General features: G+C 46.7%; 13 protein-coding genes. 4 read left to right on the plus strand and 9 right to left on the minus strand.

Annotated features, from left to right (window positions below; genetic code table 11):
* The 8 genes from AC1DXC_RS20055 to spt form a co-directional block, all read right to left on the minus strand.
* Nucleotides 1-618, minus strand: a complete 618-nt coding sequence (locus tag AC1DXC_RS20055; protein ID WP_477460963.1) for a sterol desaturase family protein — start codon at nt 616-618, stop codon at nt 1-3.
* Between the two features lie 5 nt (nt 619-623).
* A complete protein-coding gene (locus AC1DXC_RS20060; protein ID WP_477460964.1) occupies nt 624-1,226 on the minus strand; it encodes a DUF4833 domain-containing protein in 603 nt (200 codons plus the stop codon).
* Nucleotides 1,219-1,935, minus strand: coding sequence for a CDP-alcohol phosphatidyltransferase family protein (locus tag AC1DXC_RS20065; RefSeq protein ID WP_477460965.1), 717 nt, complete (start codon nt 1,933-1,935; stop codon nt 1,219-1,221). The genes AC1DXC_RS20060 and AC1DXC_RS20065 overlap by 8 nt, the downstream gene beginning before the upstream one ends.
* A gap of 34 nt (nt 1,936-1,969) precedes the next feature.
* Nucleotides 1,970-4,519, minus strand: coding sequence for a DUF5686 and carboxypeptidase-like regulatory domain-containing protein (locus AC1DXC_RS20070; RefSeq protein ID WP_477460966.1), 2,550 nt, complete (start codon nt 4,517-4,519; stop codon nt 1,970-1,972).
* A gap of 382 nt (nt 4,520-4,901) precedes the next feature.
* Nucleotides 4,902-6,224 (minus strand): inositol-3-phosphate synthase, encoded by a 1,323-nt coding sequence (locus AC1DXC_RS20075; protein WP_477460967.1) that lies wholly within the window; start codon nt 6,222-6,224, stop codon nt 4,902-4,904.
* 104 nt (nt 6,225-6,328) lie between these two features.
* Complete coding sequence (locus AC1DXC_RS20080; protein WP_477460968.1) at nt 6,329-7,312, minus strand: NAD-dependent epimerase/dehydratase family protein; 984 nt, start codon at nt 7,310-7,312, stop codon at nt 6,329-6,331.
* Nucleotides 7,309-8,427, minus strand: a complete 1,119-nt coding sequence (locus tag AC1DXC_RS20085; protein ID WP_477460969.1) for a hypothetical protein — start codon at nt 8,425-8,427, stop codon at nt 7,309-7,311. Before AC1DXC_RS20085 ends, AC1DXC_RS20080 begins: the two co-directional genes overlap by 4 nt.
* A 96-nt stretch (nt 8,428-8,523) precedes the next feature.
* Complete coding sequence (spt, locus tag AC1DXC_RS20090; protein ID WP_477460970.1) at nt 8,524-9,738, minus strand: serine palmitoyltransferase; 1,215 nt, start codon at nt 9,736-9,738, stop codon at nt 8,524-8,526.
* A gap of 342 nt (nt 9,739-10,080) precedes the next feature.
* On the opposite strand from spt, the gene AC1DXC_RS20095 reads away from it, so the two are divergent.
* From AC1DXC_RS20095 to AC1DXC_RS20110, 4 genes are all read left to right on the plus strand, one after another.
* Nucleotides 10,081-11,418, plus strand: coding sequence for a TolC family protein (locus AC1DXC_RS20095; RefSeq protein WP_477460971.1), 1,338 nt, complete (start codon nt 10,081-10,083; stop codon nt 11,416-11,418).
* A gap of 9 nt (nt 11,419-11,427) precedes the next feature.
* Entirely contained in the window at nt 11,428-12,609 is a 1,182-nt protein-coding gene (locus tag AC1DXC_RS20100) for an efflux RND transporter periplasmic adaptor subunit (protein ID WP_477460972.1), read from the plus strand.
* Nucleotides 12,610-12,668: 59 nt separating this feature from the next.
* The gene (locus AC1DXC_RS20105) at nt 12,669-15,848 is read left to right on the plus strand and encodes an efflux RND transporter permease subunit (protein ID WP_477460973.1); all 3,180 of its coding nucleotides are present in this window, start codon (nt 12,669-12,671) and stop codon (nt 15,846-15,848) included.
* Between the two features lie 608 nt (nt 15,849-16,456).
* Complete coding sequence (locus AC1DXC_RS20110; protein ID WP_477460974.1) at nt 16,457-16,993, plus strand: hypothetical protein; 537 nt, start codon at nt 16,457-16,459, stop codon at nt 16,991-16,993.
* A 186-nt stretch (nt 16,994-17,179) separates the two neighbouring features.
* Here the strand turns inward: AC1DXC_RS20110 and AC1DXC_RS20115 are convergent, their stop codons facing one another.
* Nucleotides 17,180-18,373 (minus strand): pyridoxal phosphate-dependent aminotransferase, encoded by a 1,194-nt coding sequence (locus AC1DXC_RS20115; RefSeq protein WP_477460975.1) that lies wholly within the window; start codon nt 18,371-18,373, stop codon nt 17,180-17,182.
* Nucleotides 18,374-18,687 lie beyond the last annotated feature (314 nt).

The following is an 18,687-nucleotide window of genomic DNA, read 5'->3' on the forward strand; positions in this document are numbered from 1 at the left end:
CTACTTCTTAATAAAATCCGAATTAAAAATCTTGTCCCACAGCGGAGAGCTTACGCCATAACCTTTGGTAGGGTCCTGGTAGTGGTGCAGCATGTGGTGTTGTTTTATCCTTTTCCAAAACGAGCCTTTGAAGTTGAAATGGTGTATGGCGTAGTGCGAAATATCGTACGCCAGGTAACCCAATATAAAACCCGGGAAAAAGCCAAAAATATAGTTTGCAGGCAGCAGGGCATTAAACAAAAAGTAAAAGCCGGTGGCCAGCGGTATGCTTGCCGATGGCGGCATTACCAAACGCTTGGCATCGCTGGGGTAATCGTGATGCACGCCATGGAAAATGAAGTGCAAACGCAATGCCCAGCCCTGTTTTGGCACAAAATGGAACACGAAACGGTGCATGATGTATTCGGTAAGTGTCCATATGAACAGGCCGAACAAAAACAGCCAGATATAGTTCAGCGCGCCGATATTCCTGTCGTATGCAAAATAGCTGCATACCAAAATAACGGGTATGAAGATTATAAGGGGCACAAAAAAATGCACCTTTGATAAGCTCTCTAAAAAGTTACTCTTAAACATCCTCACAGATTCCTGTGAATTTGATACAAAATTTTTTGCCATAGCAGTTAAGGTTTAAAACGTTCTGTAACTTCTTTACCTGTCACGGGGTCTACACCTTTTATTTCAATATATGTTACGTTTGGAGCAAACACAGAGCCTCCGTCAATCTGGATAAAAATACTTTGAAGGATTAGCTGTTTTTTTGCTACAGTTGCGAAGATATGATATTTTCCGTCAGCACCCCTCATCAGCGTGAGAGGAAATTTTTTGTATGACATAATTCTGATATCATACTTATCGTCGCTCAATTTATCCACAGTTACCCCATACGCAAATTTGCGCTGTACAAAAGTTAGTTCGGAGGGTTCTCCCTTCCCTTCAGCATACCTCAGCCAATATACATGTATCGGGGCTTCCTCGTTAGCTTTACCGGTGCCGGCATCAATGTTAATATCATAAGATAAGGCATTGATGTTGGGCGAGCGCTGCAGGTAAAATAAGCGCTTGCTGTTAGGCGGCGGGGTAGGGTATGCGCGGCCATCCGCAGCCTTGCGCACCTTTGATGTATCTGTTTGCAGGGTACTGATAGCACGCGCGGCGGCGTTATGCCACATGCTTACCAATAGTACCAGGAAAACAATGGACTGCTTCGCCGCGCTTTTATTCATTTTCGGTCTCTGATAGTGCTTTCTTGGCATCTACCAGGCGTTTAAAGGCTGTTAAATTTGTTAGCACGGCCAGTATGGCTATCGGGAACGTGAATATCGACATGGTTTCGAACACGTGGAAACGTATGCCCGGTATCCATAATTTATAATCGCCGCCGATGTAGTTTGAGGCCACACCGCAGGCAATTGCAAATACCGCTATGGTAATTACGCGCTCGGGGCGTTGCATCAGGCCACCTTTGCATTCTACGCCGAGGCCTTCTGCACGGGCACGCACATAGCTCACCATCATAGAGCCTATTAGGGCAATGAAAGCGAATATCGAACTGAGGAAATAGTGGTGCGATACCAGGTAATAACATATGCCCAGGAACATGATCAGCTCCGAGTAGCGATCAAGCACAGAATCGTACAAGGCGCCGAATACCGATTTCATATTGCCTAAACGTGCTACCTGCCCATCAAGCATATCAAAAAGGCCCGCAAAAAGTATAAGCCCGCCGGCCCAGCCTACATAGCTCAGGTTAGCGCGGTCGCCGTCTTCGCCGCCTACGATAAATATCGCCGCAACGCCTACGTTCAAAATAAAGCCGATAGAAGTAACGGCATTGGGGGTTAAGCCAAGTTTAATCAGCAGCTTAACAAACGGATCGATAATTTTATATATCCCAAGCTGTAAGCTGGTGCGTATAGATGTATGCTGTTCCATTTCAGAATAAAAATAAATAAAATACTACAAATAATTAAAAATCGAACTTTATTTTCACCCGAACGCCAAAGGGGGCAACGTCCGGATGGTCTAAGTACGAAAGCCTTTTCACCAAATCAACCCTTATGAACTTAAAAATGTTTTCAACACCAACACTTGCTTCCATATAAGGTTTGTTGCCAAGTGCATAAGTAATGGGCACGCCGTTACCGTCTGTTGGGAACTGGTAAACCGACGAATTGAGCGTTGGGTTATTATTGTTGCCCAAGCCGCCGTATAATGCTTTGAACGACGCAGTTTCGCGCCATTTAAGTTTTTTGAACAGTGGCACCTTGTTAAAGAAGAAGCCGCCGAAATGCTGATCGATATTGATGCTGGCGTACCTATCGCTCACGAACTCCAAAAAGTTCATCAGGTTGTACGAATCGATAACGTAGGCATAGGTTTGGTTGGCACGATGGATATCCAATAAGGGATAAGGCACGGTGCCGAAGATACGGCCGCCCTCCAGCGTAACATCTGAGAAACCGAACGGCGCGATATAAAAGCGCTTATCGAAACGCGCCCTGAATTTTTGGTAGCTGTACTGTCCGCCCAATACATCCTTAAAACCTGCGGTATAATCCAGGCTCAAGATAGGGTACTTGTTAATGATAGGTACCCTGAACAGCTTCCCCTGGTAAAACTGCTCGTTGGGCGCGTACCTGATGCCTGCCGAAACCTCGGTAGTGGTCAGGTTGTTGAATATGGTGCTCGGCCCGTTCTGGAAGGGGAACAACGAACCTGCCGGGGTTTGCACCCATTTGCGCCCGCCGAAATTGAACGACAGGTGGTTCTCCAACTCGTGCACGTAATCAATCTTATACTGGTCGTTATACAGGTATTTATCATTGGTGCCTCGCTTAAACGACAGCAGAATGTTATCTTCTGATATAAACTGCAGCTCCTGGCCGGGTATCTTAGTATCTCGCTGAAAACTTACGCGGAGGTAATTCTGCGGGAATTTGTAAACACTTTTGGCATTGAACGAATAAGTGGCAGCCAGCATGTATTTCCAGCGCTCATCTTTAAAGCCGTAAGCGCCGTAGCCCTCAAAATAATAGCGTTTGCTCAGTTCCGGCGTGGTGCGCCCGCCTATCCTCAGTCTGAAACCCTCGATAGGGTTAAAACTGTAGAACGTACTGGCCGGCCCAACTTCAAACTTGCCGAAGCCTTTATAACCCGCAAGCAAAAGCGTAACCAAATCTGCCGTCCGCCTGAATGATGGCATATGCGTAAGGCTATCGATATTCTTGTACACTTTAGATTCGGCAGCGGTCAATGTATCCAGGCGGTTCTCGGCCCAGAACTGGTCGCTGCGGTGCTTTACTTCGTCGTCTTCCAGGTTTATATCGGGCGTATATAAAACATCGGGCTGGTATTTATTGGTAATGTAATTTTTATACGTAAGCGTACGTATACCGAAGAGGCCGCCCTTCCGCTTGGCCGATACGCCAAAATCGGCGTAAGTGTTGCTTTTGCTAAGGTGGTAGCGCCCATCGGGGTTCAGCTCGAAATCCTGATCTACATGCATCGAGCGCACGAAGTTTACGTTGATGTTTTTGTTGATGGTTAACCCGGCTTTTTGCACCGCGTAGTTGCCATCCAGCGTGATATAGATATCGCCCTCGAACAATACATCGTTGGTGTTTCGGGGTGTAAAGCTCAGTTGAACCAGTTTTTTGTTATCGGCCGTGGTGATGGTATCAGTAATGAAAAACTTATAATAGGTAGGCGCAGCATCGGCAATCGGGCTCATGAATTGGCGGCCCAGCAGGTATATGCTGTTGGTATAAATATCAACCTTTTCGTAAAGGTGCTTAAAGTACTGGCCAACGCCTTCGTTATCAACGGCAGGGCCAAAATTTACGCCTTTTTCGCCAAGTAGCACGGTTTTGGTAACCTCGGGATTTTTGCGGTAATACACCTGCGAAAGCTTCTCTACCAGGTAAATAGGCAGCAGATTTTTGCCGGCGTAGCTGGTACTGTCGCGATTATCAAAAACGAATTTGTACTTGCGGAAGAATTTTTTCTCGGATATCTTATCAGACAGGTTGCTGAGCGAGAACTGCATCTTATCGTACTCCTTGTATTCTACGTAATTGTAGTTCTCGGGGCGGTTTTTGTCTTTATTGGCTATAACTTTGCGTATAAGCTCAACGGCAGGGTTATCTTTATTAGTGTATTTGGGCCGCTTGCCGGCTTGTATAGTAACCTCGTTAAGTTGCTGTGCGGATGGGAACAGTTTGATATTTATTACCTGCTCTTTGCCGGGCACTACCGCCACTACGGCATCTTTATAGCCCAGGTAAGTGATTTTTAACTGCGAGTATGGCTTTGCCGAGCGGAGGCTGAATTGCCCCGCATCGTTGGTATTGGTGCCGATGGTGCTGCCCGTAAAACTAACGCTAACGAAGCCCAGGGGTTTCTTATTGCCGGCATCGGTAACAACGCCCGTTACTACCGTATTTTGTGCAGCTAAGGTTGTGCTTACAAATAAAAGTGCAATAAAAAATAAACGCTTAAAAGTGTTTTTACAAATCATTTAGTAAACATGCTCGTTACACAAATACAAAGCCAAAGGTAAGTAAAAAACCCTACAGACTATTGTGGTCAAAAAGTCAAAAATCGGTACATATCATAGTCCTTACGCCTTGCTACCTCAAAATTGCCCCATTAAAAACAGCTTTATACCGTCATCAGGAAAGAATGTTGCTATGCTTATAACCGGGTAGATAGACGGCCGAAGCGGATAATTGTTACTATATACGCAGAAAATGCTACCGTAGTGTTGCAAAGTTCATAAATAATCGAAGGGTAAGATTATTGTTGCTGTGCAGGCAATTAGGGTGGGCCAAAGGTAAAATAAAAAAAACAGGTTAGGCAATGCTGCCTAACCTGTTTCTGTTTTGCGTTTATAGCAAATGTTATGCTTCTGCAAACATATCGTCGTAGTAATCGAGGCCCAGGTGGGTAATCAAATCTTCGCCCATCAGGTAACGCAGGGTGTTCTCCAGCTTGATGAGTTGTTTGAAGATATCGTTCTCGGCATGTAAGCCCGGCGCGGTTTGCGGCGACTTCAAGTAGAACGATAACCACTCCTGTATGCCGCTCATGTTGGCGCGTTTTGCCATATCGCTGAACAAAGCAAGGTCTAAAGCGATAGGGGCAGCCAGGATAGAATCGCGGCAAAGGAAGTTGATCTTGATCTGCATTTTGTAGCCTAACCAGCCAAAAATGTCGATGTTGTCCCAGCTTTCTTTATTATCGCCATGTGGCGGATAGTAGTTGATACGGATCTTGTGGAAGATCTCGCCGTACAATTCCGGGTTATCCTCAGGGCGCAGGATATCTTCCAGTACGCCAAGTTTTGATACTTCCTTGGTTTTGAAGTTATCCGGATCGTCCAATACCAAACCATCGCGGTTACCCAAAATGTTGGTAGAGAACCAGCCGTGTACACCCAGGCTACGTGCAGCAAGGCCCGGAGCCAAAACGGTTTTCATTAAAGTTTGGCCTGTTTTGAAATCCTTGCCCGCAATTGGGGTTTGGGTAAGCTTAGCCAGTTCTATCATAGCCGGGATATCCACGGTTAAGTTAGGGGCGCCGTTTGAGAATGGTACGCCAAGCTTCAAAGCCGCGTAAGCGTAAATCATGCTCGGGGCGATGCGTTTGTCATCGTCGATCAAAGCCTGCTCGAAAGCCGCTAAAGTTTCGTGTATTTCAGAACCTTCGAAGTAAACTTCGGTAGAACCGCACCAAACTAAAACAACACGATCGCAACCATTTTCTGCCTGGAAGTTTTTGATATCGTCCATCACCTGCTGTGCAAGCTCGTAACGGGTACCGGTTTTTACATAAGTACCATCAAGGTTTTTAGCGTAGTTTTTATCAAACGCAGCTTTCATTGGCTTAATAGCCTGTAAACCTTCTTTTACCTGGTTCAATAACGATTCTTCCAAAACCTTGGCGTTCATAGCCGATTCGTAAACGTTATCTTCATATAGGTCCCAACCGCCAAAAACGATGTCTTCCAATTTGGCCAAAGGCACAAAATCTTTAATTTTTGGATGGCGGTTCTCAGTTCTCTTTCCTAAACGGATGCTTCCCATTTGTGTAAGTGAGCCCACAGGTTGGGAAATACCTTTCTTTACGGCTTCAACGCCGGCAATTAACGTAGTAGCTACCGCACCCAAACCAGGTATTAAGATACCTAGTTTACCATTGGCAGGTTTAATGTTGATTTTCATTTGTATTGGTTGTTTAAAAGATCGAATAATGAACAGCCATGGGTTTTGTTAAGCGCGGGCCCATAAGCCTTTCATTGTTTTGTTTGTTAATATAAAATAGAGGCTTACAGCCATTTATTTTCTTTATACCAGGCCAGTGTTTCGGTTAAGCCTGTGCGCAGGTTGTAGCGTGGGTAAAAACCGAGTTCGGCCTTTGCTTTTTCTATGCTGCAATCCCAATTTACGGCTATCAATTCGGTTATCTTCTCCGGGTTTAACCTTAGCGCCTTGCCGCGCAAAGAACTCAATTTTCCGTTCATTGCTGCAATTATTTTTACAAAGTTTACAGGCAGATGAAATTTAATTGAACGTAATTTTAACGTTTCCTTAACAGTATCGCCCAATTCGTACCGGCTGTAAAAATTACCGTCGGATATATTGTAAGTGCTTTTGGCCGGTGCAAACAATGCTTTTACGCTTGCCGCAGCTAAATCTTTTGCGTGCACAAAACTAACTTTTTGCTCGACATTACCAATGTAGGGCTCGAATCCTTTTTTTGCTATTTGCCTTATAAAAAGGAATATGCCTTTTTCCCGGGGGCCATAAACTGCTGTTGGACGCAAAATAGTATAGTTTAGGGCGGGCAGGGCCGCTATCTTTTGTTCGGCAAGCAGCTTGCTTTTACCGTAGGCCGAAATAGGGGCCGGTGTAGTGCCCTCGGTAATAATGCCGCTAAGTTGCTTCAACGGGCCAACGGCAGCCAGGCTGCTTATCAATATGAATTTTTTTATGCCGCAAGTTTCGGCTGCTTTGGCCAAATTGTAAGCAAACACGGCGTTTACTATCGTAAACTCTTTTTGCGATCGCGCGCTGGTTACGCCGGCCGCGTGTATGATATAATCGTACCGCTTTTCTTTTATCTCTGTCACCAATGCTTCCGCATCGTTGTACTTCAGGTGCACCAATGGCACCCCCAGGTTGCTTAAGTGGCTGGTATCGCTGTTTTTGCGCACCGCTGCGTATGCCTCAAAATTGTTCTTAAGCGCTTCCTGTATAATATGATATCCCACAAACCCACTCGCACCGGTTATTAAAACCCGTTCGCTCATATTGTTTTCTCGTATATCCGGTATGTTTTGTACTGCTCGCCGCCAATAGCTTCGATAGCACGGTTCACCATATCGTTCTTTTCTAAGGTCCAGCTCGCTTCGGCATATTTAAGCCCTTTACGCCTGTACTCTTTTATGATGCTGCCGTAAAGGCAAGCTTCGATGCCCATTTTGCGGTAACCATCTATTACGCCAAGCAGCATAATACGTATGCCTTGTATCTTGCTTTTGTTGAGCAACAGCTTGAATATGCCTGTAGGCAGCAAACGGCCTTTCTTGATGGTTTTTAATATCTGGTTAATATCCGGAATAGCTACGCCGAAGCCTACTATCTTGCCGTCCTGCTCGGCCACCAGGGCAAAATCAGGATCCAATATCATCTTCAGATCTTTGGCGGTGTAATCGAATTCCTCATTAGTCATGGGGAAGAAGCCCAGGTTTTTGTCCCATGCTTTATTATATACCTCGCGCAGAGCATCGGCCTCTGCTTTAAAGTTCTTGAGGTTTATTTTGCGGATGGTGATGCCGCTGTTGCGCGTAAGGCGCTCTTGCAGCCTATCCAGCATCTGCAACGATTTATCGTTATAATTCTGGCCGTCCCAGTGCCATGCCAGCAGGTCGGTTTGTTTTTTGAAACCGGCGTTTTCTAACAACGTGATATAGTACTCCGGGTTGTAGGTCATCATCACCATAGGCGAGCTATCAAACCCTTTTACTAAAAGGCCGCAGGTTTCGTTGGTTGATGGGTTAACCGGGCCTACAATGGTTTCGGCACCTTTTTCTTTAAGCCATTTTATAGCCGTATCGATTAACAGGTTGGCTGTTTCCTGGTCGTTTATGCATTCAAAAAAACCAAAAAAACCATCATTTACATTGTTGAACTTATTGTGGTTATTGTTTTGGATAGCGGCAATGCGGCCAACTATTTTATCGCCATCGTAAGCTAAGAATGTTTGCAGCGACGAATGCTTGTGGAAGGGGTGCGTTGTCAGGATGTCGCGCTGTGCGATAAATAATTCCGGTACGTAATATGGGTCGTTCTTATACAACTCATGCGGGAAATCAATAAAAGATGCGAGTTCTTTTTTTGATTTCACCGAAACTATTTTTTTCATTTTGGAGGGCTTAAAAATAAATGCCGATGCAAATGCGGTGTGCAAATGTATCGGCTTTATATGGTTTTATTTTATAAAAGTAAAATTAACTTCTCGTTACAGGGAGGTATTAGCCAGTTTTTTTAAGGGTACGCCAACTGCTTTAAATGCAGCAATGAGTTTCTCAACAGCCTCGTCTATCTGCTCAAAGGTGTGCGTAGCCATCAGTGAAAAACGCAGCAGCGATGAATCTGAAGGTACCGCAGGCGATACTACCGGGTTAACAAATATGCCCGCGTTTTGCAGGTAATTGGTTACCATAAAGGTTTTGTCGTTATCGCGTATGTAGATAGGCAATATCGGGCTTTCGGTTGCGCCGAGGTCGAAACCTTCGTCGGTAAGCAACTTAACGGCATAATTGGTGTTATCCCAAAGCTTCTGTATACGTTCCGGTTCTGATTCGATGATATCCAGGGCGGCAATTACGCTGGCTACGGAGCCTGGGGTCATGCTGGCGCTGAACATTAAAGAGCGTGCGCGGTGTTTGATATAATCAATTGTTTCGTAATCGCTGGCAATGAAACCGCCAAGCGAGGCCAGCGATTTGCTGAAGGTGCTCATGATGAGGTCAACTTCGCTGGTTAAACCAAAGTGCGATGCGGTACCCGAGCCGTTTACGCCTATAACGCCAAGGCTGTGGGCATCATCAACCATAATGTTTACGCCGTATTTATCGGCAAGCTCAACTATAGCAGGCAGTTTTACGATATCGCCTTCCATGCTGAAGATACCATCTACCACGATAACCTTTACGGCTTCTTCGGGCAGAATGCTGAGCTTGCGCTCCAGATCTACCATATCGTTGTGGGCGTATTTGATAACCTTAGAGAACGACAGGCGCGTACCATCTATAATAGAGGCATGATCATATTCGTCTAAAATTAAATAATCGTTACGCCCTGTGATACAAGATAGCACGCCCAGATTAACCTGGAAACCGGTGCTGAATAACACCGCGGCTTCTTTGCCTACGTAGTTAGCCAGGCGGCGTTCCAATTCGATATGGATATCGAGCGTGCCGTTCAGGAACCTCGAACCCGCACAGCCGGAGCCATACTTATCAACAGCTTTCTTGGTAGCTTCTTTTATCTTAGGGTGATTTGTAAGCCCCAGGTAGGAGTTAGACCCAAACATTAAAACACGTTTGCCATCAATCATAACTTCAGTATCCTGACCGCTTTCTATAGGGCGGAAGAAAGGATACAGTCCCTGCGCGCGGATCATGTTCGCATCCTGAAACTGGGCAATCTTATCGTGCAGTTTTTTAACCATTTATTAACACTTCTTAAATTTTCTGTAAAAATACCATGAATATGCTTATCTGCGGCATTAGATGTACAAATTTTTTTACACTATCTTAATACAGCACTATTCACAATCATAAGGCAAATTAATTAAAATTTTATTTAAACAATGTCACGATTTTGAAATTTGTAATAAAAAAACAAAAAAAGCCTGTTGCAATGCAATAATTATCTTATTTAAGTAAAAATCCTGTTGCCAATTTCTTATTGTTTCTGCAAAATCTCATATTCGTGAACTCTATTATTTAAATAAAGAATCAACGGAGGCCCCTCGCTCCGGTGTCCGTTTTTTTACCGCTTCACCATTTTTATGAAAAAAAACAGCTGCATATATATCACTAATATACTACTTTTTTTTCCCGTTTTACTATTTGCGCAAACATCTGCCGATACCACCACCTCCTTTACTATAAAGCAAAGCATAGCTTTTGCGTTAAAGAACCAGCCATTGCTTAAGCAATCGATAATAGACGAGCAGATAAACGAACGCGACATCAACATCGGCTTATCGGGATGGCTGCCGCAGATCAATAGCAGCAGCAGCGTGCAGCACTATTTTCAGCGGCCAACAGGCGCAGCCACCGGTGCAGGCAATGGTACAGGTCAAAACCTGGCCATAGCGCACAATGTATCAACTCTGGGCCTCACCGCCAGCCAGGCACTATATAATAATGATGTGGTGCTGGCATCCAAAGCATCAAAATACTCGCGCCAGTATTATCAACAGAATACCGAGAGCAGTAAGATAGACCTGGCATCAGACGTAAGCAAGGCCTTTTACGATGTGCTGTTGTCGCAACGCCAGCTGGATATCATCAAAGAAGATATCCTGAGGTTGCGCCGTAGCCTGAAAGATGCCACCGCCCGCTACCAGGCCGGAGTGGCAGATAAAACCGACTATAAGCAGGCTACCATATCGCTCAACAATGCGCTGGCATCGCACAAGCAAACCGAAGAAGCTATCAAAAGCAAAACCGCCTACCTTAAACAGGTAATGGGCTACGACCCGGCCAGGCGGCTGGTGCTTCAGTACGACTCTGCCCGTTTACAGGCCGAGGCCGTGATAGATACCAACGAGGTAATCAACTACAGCAACCGTATAGAATACCGCCTGCTGGAGACCAGCAAAAACCTGCAGAACCTCAATGTACGGTATTATAAATGGGGCTTTTTGCCATCGCTATCCGCAACCGGCGGCTACAGCCTGGCTTACTTTAATGATAGTTTCAGCAAGTTGTATAACAGCAGTTTCCCAACATCGTATGTGGGCCTTAGCCTTACGTTCCCCATTTTTACGGGCACCAAACGTTTGCAGAACCTAGCCAAGGCACGTCTGCAGGTGCAGCGTACCGATCTGGATATAGAGAACACCCGCAACGCCATCAATACACAATATGCGCAGGCATTGGCCAGCTATAAAAGCAATTATACCAACTGGCAGGTACTGAGCGAGAACGTGCAGCTGGCCAAGGATGTATATAAGGTGGTAGACCTGCAATACCGAGAGGGCATCAAAACCTACCTCGACGTAATTGTATCGCAGGCAGACCTGCGCACCGCCGAACTGAATTATTACAACGCACTATTTCAACTATTATCAAGCAAGATCGATCTGCAACGTGCACTGGGCACCCTACAGGCCGAATAAAAACAGCATATGAAGAACAGCTATATCTCCTTTATTATCGCCGCAAGCGTTTTGGCGCTTTCGGCATGCAAAAGTTCAGACAAAGGCACGGGCGCACCTGTGCTGCCGCCCACCCCGGTAAACGTGGTGGAAGCGCAAAAATCCGAAGCCCTTTATTATGATAAATACCAGGGTATTGCAGTTGCGCTCAATACAGTTGAGCTGCGCAGCCAGGTAGGCGGCTTTATTACCGGCATCTCCTTTAAGGAAGGCGATGTGGTTACCAAAGGCAGCCCGCTTTATGAAATTGATCGCCGCAAATACGTAGCTGCTTACGAACAGGCAAACGCCAACTTAATAAGCGCCAAGGCCAACCTGGTAAAGGCCCAAAAAGATATCGACCGCTACAATATGCTGCTGAAGGCAGATGCTGTGGCGCGCCAAACAGTAGACCAGGCGGCCGCGGCCTTCGAAACCGCGCAGAGCCAGGTAGCAGTTGCCAGGGCCGCTTTGGCATCTGCCGCAACCGATCTTTCTTACGCCACTATCCGCGCGCCGTTTACGGGGCGTATAGGTATATCGCAGGTAAAGCTTGGCGCGCAGGTTACGCCGGGCACTACGCTGTTGAACACCATATCTACAGGGAACCCGATAGGGGTAGACGTGGTAATAAACGAGCAGGACATCAACCGTTTTTATAAGATACAGCAGCATGCATCGGATACTACCTTCAAGCTGCAACTTTCGGACGGCACCACCTACGCCCAAAACGGCAAGATATTCGCTATCGACCGTGGTGTAAACAACCAAACCGGTAGTATAAAGGTGCGAGTACAATTCCCTAACGCCAATGATGTACTGCGCGACGGCATGAGCTGCGTATTGCAGGTACTGAACGATAATTCGGGTGAGCGCGTGCAGATACCTTATAAAGCTATTACCGAGCAAATGGGCGAGTTTTTTGTGTTTACCGTAAGGGATACTACGGTTAAGGACACCGCAGCCGACAAAACCATTAAGGACCGCCGCGATACCCTGGCCCACCAGGTGAAAGTAGTGCTTGGGCAACGCATACAAAGCAACGTAATAATTATGCAAGGCATAAAACCCGGCGACAAGGTAATTACCGAAGGTTTCCAGCGCCTACGCGATGGGGGCAAGGTAACCCAGGGCCCTGCAGCACCGGCACCCGGCGCGGCACCAAAAAAATAAAAGATACTTAAAGCGGATAAGGGAGCATATCCCCATTTTTTAAGCTAAAGAAATAGATAATGATTGCAGATGTTTTTATAAAACGCCCCGTAACCGCCATCGTGATATCGCTGGTGATCGTGATAGTGGGCATACTATCTATGCTGAGCCTGCCGATAGGGCAGTACCCCGAAATTACGCCGCCAACCGTACAGGTTACCGGTAATTACGTGGGTGCCGATGCCTTAACCGTTGAGCAAACCGTTGCCACCCCGGTAGAGGTACAGGTAAACGGTACCCCGGGCATGACCTACCTGCAAAGTAACAGCACCGGCAACGGCGCCATGAGCATGACGGTGAACTTTGAAGTAGGTACCGATATCAACAATGCCGCGCTTGATGTGCAGAACCGTGTAGGCATTGCCCAGCCGGGCTTGCCGCAGGAGGTGCAGCGCCTCGGCCTTATCGTTCGTAAGCGTAACCCAAGCATTTTGATGCTGGTAGCCATGTACTCTGAAAACGGCACGCACGATGTAACCTTTACCGATAACTATACCAACGTATTTATAAAGGATGCATTGCTGCGTACTAAAGGGGTTGGCGACGTGTTTACACGTGCCGATGATTTCAGTATGCGCGTATGGTTAAAACCCGATAAACTGGCTGCCCTGAATATGACTGCTGCGGATGTTACTGCAGCCCTGCAAGAGCAGAACGCGCAAGTAGCCGCCGGTACCGTTGGTGCAACCCCACAAATGAAAGGGCAAACCTTCGAATACACCGTGCTGGTAAAAGGCAGGTTGACCAACCAGGCCGAATTTGAGAATATTGTAGTTAAAACGCAGCCGGGCACAGGATCGATAGTGCACCTTAAGGATGTGGCCAGGGTAGAGCTGGGCAAGTTCAACTATGCCGGTAACTCCTTTGTAGATGGTAAACGTGCATCGTACCTGCTGATATACCAGGCGCCAGGCAGCAACGCCATCGAAACTGCCGATAACGTGGTAGCTACCATGGAGCAGCTTAAGCTATCGTTCCCTAAAGATATCAAATACGTGGTGCCTTTCGAATCGGTTACGGTAGTAAAGGTATCGCTGGAGGAAGTAATAGAAACCCTGGTTATTGCGCTGGTGTTGGTAATCATCGTGGTGTTCCTCTTCCTGCAAAACTGGCGTACCACGCTTATCCCGGTACTGGCTATCCCGGTATCTATAGTAGGTACGTTCATCTTCTTCATACCGCTGCATTTTACCATCAATACGCTTACGCTTTTCGGCTTTGTGCTGGCCATTGGTATTGTGGTGGATGATGCCATCGTAGTGGTAGAGGCTGTGCAGCATTATATGGACGAAAAGGGCATGACCCCGCAGGAGGCCACACAACACGCCATGAAAGATATTTCGGCACCGGTTATCGCCATCGCGTTGATATTGGCGGCGGTATTTGTGCCGGTAGGTTTTATCCCCGGCATCGTAGGTAGGCTTTACCAGCAGTTTGCTATAACCATCGCCATATCGGTACTGATATCGGCATTCGTAGCTTTATCGCTTACGCCTGCGCTTTGTACCATATTATTGCGCCCGCATAAAATAGATGACAAATCTAAAGGCTTAAATAAGTTCTTCTTCAAATTCAACCAATGGTTTGACAGGGTTACCGGCCGTTACCGAAATTCTGTAGATAGGGGTATCAGGAATTCCAAGTTTGTGGTTATTATACTGGTATGTGTGGTAGTAGGTACCATATTGCTGTTCAAAAGCAAACCATCAGGCTTTATTCCATTGGAGGATGAAGGCCGTGTGTATGTTACTTACGATTTGCCCGAGGGCGCATCTACAGAACGTACAGTAGCCGTGTTACATGAGATGATGACCGTGTTGGATAGCGTGCACGCTATAAAGCACTATGCTGCACTGGGCGGTTTAAATGCGGTGAACTTTGCAACAAAATCAAACAGTGCCACCATATTTGTGCAGCTGAAGCCATGGGAGGAGCGTAAAGACGATAAAGATAAACTACAAGGCGTTATTGCCACCATCACCAAAAAACTGGCTCGGTTTAAAGAGGCTAACGTAGTGGTAATTTCCCCGCCGGCTATACCGGGTTTGGGTAATACGGGCGGTTTCTCGTTTATTTTGCAGGAAAAACAAGCAGGCGGCGATATCAAGAACTTTGAAAAAGTGCTGAATAATTTCGTAGGCGCCGTTAATAAACGCCCCGAGATTGCCCGCGCGTTCTCGTTCTTCGGTGCGCATACGCCGGCTTACCAGCTCACTATCGATAGGGAAAAGGCCAAGAAACTGGGCGTGCAGATATCCGACGTGAACAGTGCCCTGCAAACGTACATGGGTAGTTCTTACGTGAACGATTTTACTATCTACGGCCGAAACTTCAGGGTGGTAACGCAGGCCGATACCAATTACCGCACGAATATCCAGAACATAGGGCAGTACTTCGTGCGTAACTCATCAGGTGCCATGGTGCCCCTGAGTACGCTCACCAGTTATAAAGTGATTGAGAATGCGCCATTGATATCGCACTATAACCTATTCCGCTCGGCAGAGATAAACGGTGCCACCAAACCGGGCTTCAGTAGCGGCGATGCGATAAAAGCCTTGCAGGAGGTTGCCGCAGAAACGTTACCGCAAGGCTACGGCTACGAGTTTTCGGGCCTAAGCCGCGAGGAGTTGCTATCCGGCTCTAAAACCATTTACATATTTGCCTTGTCGATAGGTTTCGTGTTCCTGTTTTTGGCTGCCTTGTACGAGAGTTGGTCGGTGCCGTTCTCGGTACTGCTGGCCGTACCGCTTGGTGCTTTTGGCGCGATATTGTTCCTCTTGTTCGATAAAAACTTAACCAACAACGTTTACGCGCAGATTGGTTTGATTACGCTGATAGGTTTGGCGGCCAAGAACGCCATCCTGATAGTAGAGTTCGCCAAAGAACGTGTGGATAAGGGTATGGACCTGGAAAAGGCCACGCTGGAAGCCGTAAGGCTGCGTTTGCGCCCTATCATCATGACTTCGATGGCCTTCATCCTGGGCGTACTGCCCTTGCTGTTCGCATCGGGCGCAGGTGCCGAGGCTCGTAAAACCATAGGCTTCACGGTATTCGGCGGTATGCTTACCGCAACTTCGCTGGCGATATTCATTGTGCCGGTGCTGTTCTACATCATCACTAAATTTGCCTACGGCAAAAAGAAACTCGCCGAACTGGAGAAAAACTACAAACCCGACCCGGAGATAGACCCCGAAGCATAAAATAACAAACCTAGCCCCTTGAAAAAGGGGCTTTTTTTATCTTGTGTTGGTCGTTTTTTTAACCGCAAAGTGCGCAAAGATTTGTTTTTTGTGAGCGCAAAGAGCACAAAGATTTTTTTCGCGCAAGGTTTCCAAAGCGCGACTATTTGATAGTTCACTTTACAAGTCTTTTCATCGGCTTGCAAAGCTTTGCGCACTTTGCGAAATCTTTGCGCCCTTTGCGGTTATTTTTACCACAGCAGGGGTTCATGATGATATGGTTTTTTATTTTCTCCTGCCAATTTACCCCATCGTGGCATGAAAAACAGATGAAAAACAGCCCTCCAATTACGGCTCTTATATGCAACAGCATACAGTTTTGTATGTTATCGCCCACATAACCGCTTTGCTTTACTGTTGGCCAACAACGCTGTTTCATAAACCGCAGGCAGTAACTATGCACCCAAAAATTACCTGATTATCAACAAATAAGGGAGATGCGGAGTGCTTTTCGCAAGCAAATTCCCTTTTAATTGGCATTAACGCAATGTTAAGTTTGGCATCGTGGCAAAGTATTTGTAAAGGGGGAGGTAACACAATTTTAAATTGTATTACTAAAAAACACAACGATGAAAAAAATGACAACCTTAGTAGCCGCCGCATTTACAGCAGCTGCTATATTTTTAGGAACAAACGCTAATGCACAAACCTCTACATCATCTCCGGATTCAAAAGGATGGCGCTTTGGTATAGGTGTTGAGGCATTAGCACCAGTAGGAGACCTGCACGATTTCTCGAGCTTTGGCTTGGGCGGTACTGCACGTTTACAGTATGATATCAAAAGCAGCTTATCATTCACCCTTACATCCGGTTACTACAACTTTTTCGCTAAGGACCAGGCCGGCGTAACCAACCTACCAGACCAAGGCATAGTGCCCGTTAAATTAGGCGTCAAAGCATTTTTTGCACCAAAATGGTACGTTGGTGCTGAGGCCGGTGCCGGTTTCGAAACCAAATATGCTAAGGATACCAAACTTATCCTTGCTCCGGGTATCGGCTTCGCAGGCGATTCGGGTTGGGACATAGGCTTGCGTTACGAGCATTTCTCTGGCCAGGGTAACGGCTATGGTACAGCAGGCTTACGTGTAGCTTACGCATTTTTGTAAAAAGCAACGTATTTAGTTTTAACAGAAAACCCTGTTTGTCATCGACAAACAGGGTTTTCTGTTTTACCACCCCGTCATTGCGAGGCACGAAGCAATCTCCCGGTGAGCAGAGCAACTTTGCATATCCGCTTGTCCAACGTAGAGATTGCTTCGTTCCTCGCAATGACGATGGGGAGGGAATCCTGCTTACGCCAATTTACCCAGCGCCTCTTTTATCCTTCTCACGGCTTCTATCAGCTTATCTTCCGCCGCTGCGTAAGATATGCGTATCGATTTTTTATCGCCGAAGGAGTCGCCGCCTACGGTAGCCACATGCGCTTCTTCCAGCAGGTAAATGCTCAGCGAATCAGAATCGGTAATGGTTTTGCCATTGTAGCTTTTGCCGAAGAACGAAGTTACATTCGGGAAAAAGTAGAACGCGCCTTCGGGCAGGTTAACCGTAATACCCGGTATCTCTTTTAATAATTCGTACACAATGTTGCGGCGTTTTTCAAACTGCTCGCGCATGGCGTGCACGGTTTCCAAGCCGCCGGTGTAGGCGGCAACGCCCGCTTTTTGGGTGATAGAGCAGGTACCCGAGGTAATCTGTCCCTGTAGTTTGTCACAAGCAGCAGCAATCTCGCTGTTGCTGGCGGTGTAGCCAATGCGCCAACCCGTCATGGCGAAAGCCTTGCTCCAGCCGTTCACAATGATTACGCGATCTTTGATATAATCGAACTGGGCGATAGATTCGTGCCCGCCGATGAAGTTGATATGCTCGTAGATCTCATCACTAAGGATGTAGATATCCGGGTGTTTTTCAAAAACTTTGGCCAGGCTTTCCAGCTCGGCTTTGCCGTAAACGCTTCCGGTAGGGTTACATGGCGACGAGAACATAAATAGCTTCGTTTTCGGCGTAATGGCCGCTTCCAACTGCTCGGCAGTGATCTTGAAGTTGTTTTCAACGGTAGTATCTATAAAAACGCTAACGCCTTCGGCCAATTTCACTATTTCGGAGTACGATACCCAGTACGGCGTAGGGATAATCACCTCTTCGCCGGGGTTCACCAGCGAAAGCACGGCGTTGGCAAGCGCTTGTTTGGCACCGGTTGATACTACTATTTGGTTATCGGTAAAATCGAGGTTGTTTTCGTTCTTCAGTTTGGCTACTACGGCCTTGCGCAGGTCGGGGTAACCGGCTACTGGGGTGTAGTAGGTAAAATTCTTGTCCATAGCTGTTTTAGCAGCTTCCTTAATGTGCTCAGGGGTGTGAAAATCAGGCTCGCCGAAGCTGAGACTGATCACATCAACGCCTTTGGCCGCCAATTCGCGACCCATTTTTGCCATTTTAATGGTCTGGGATTCCGACAGGTTGTTTATCCTGTTACTTAATGCGCTCATATAAATTGTGTTATTGCGGCAAATATAGAAAAATCTATTGCTGGTGGGTGGGGGAGGATTAGATTTGTCAAATTTAGAAAGTTGACGGATCTATTCACCACATCGTCTCACCACATCGTCATTGCGAGGAACGAAGCAATCTCTACGCAGGCAGAGCCGCGCCCTATTAATCACATTTGTCATTGCGAGCGATAGCGCGGCAACCTCATAGGACAATCGAATATGCAAAGTTGGCCAGCATTAGCGGAATATCCTATGAGGTTGCCGCGTCGCTCCCGTGGCACAACTCCCGCACTGCTTCTCGCAATGACACG

The sequence above is a fragment of the Mucilaginibacter sp. P2_D11 genome, assembly GCF_056404435.1.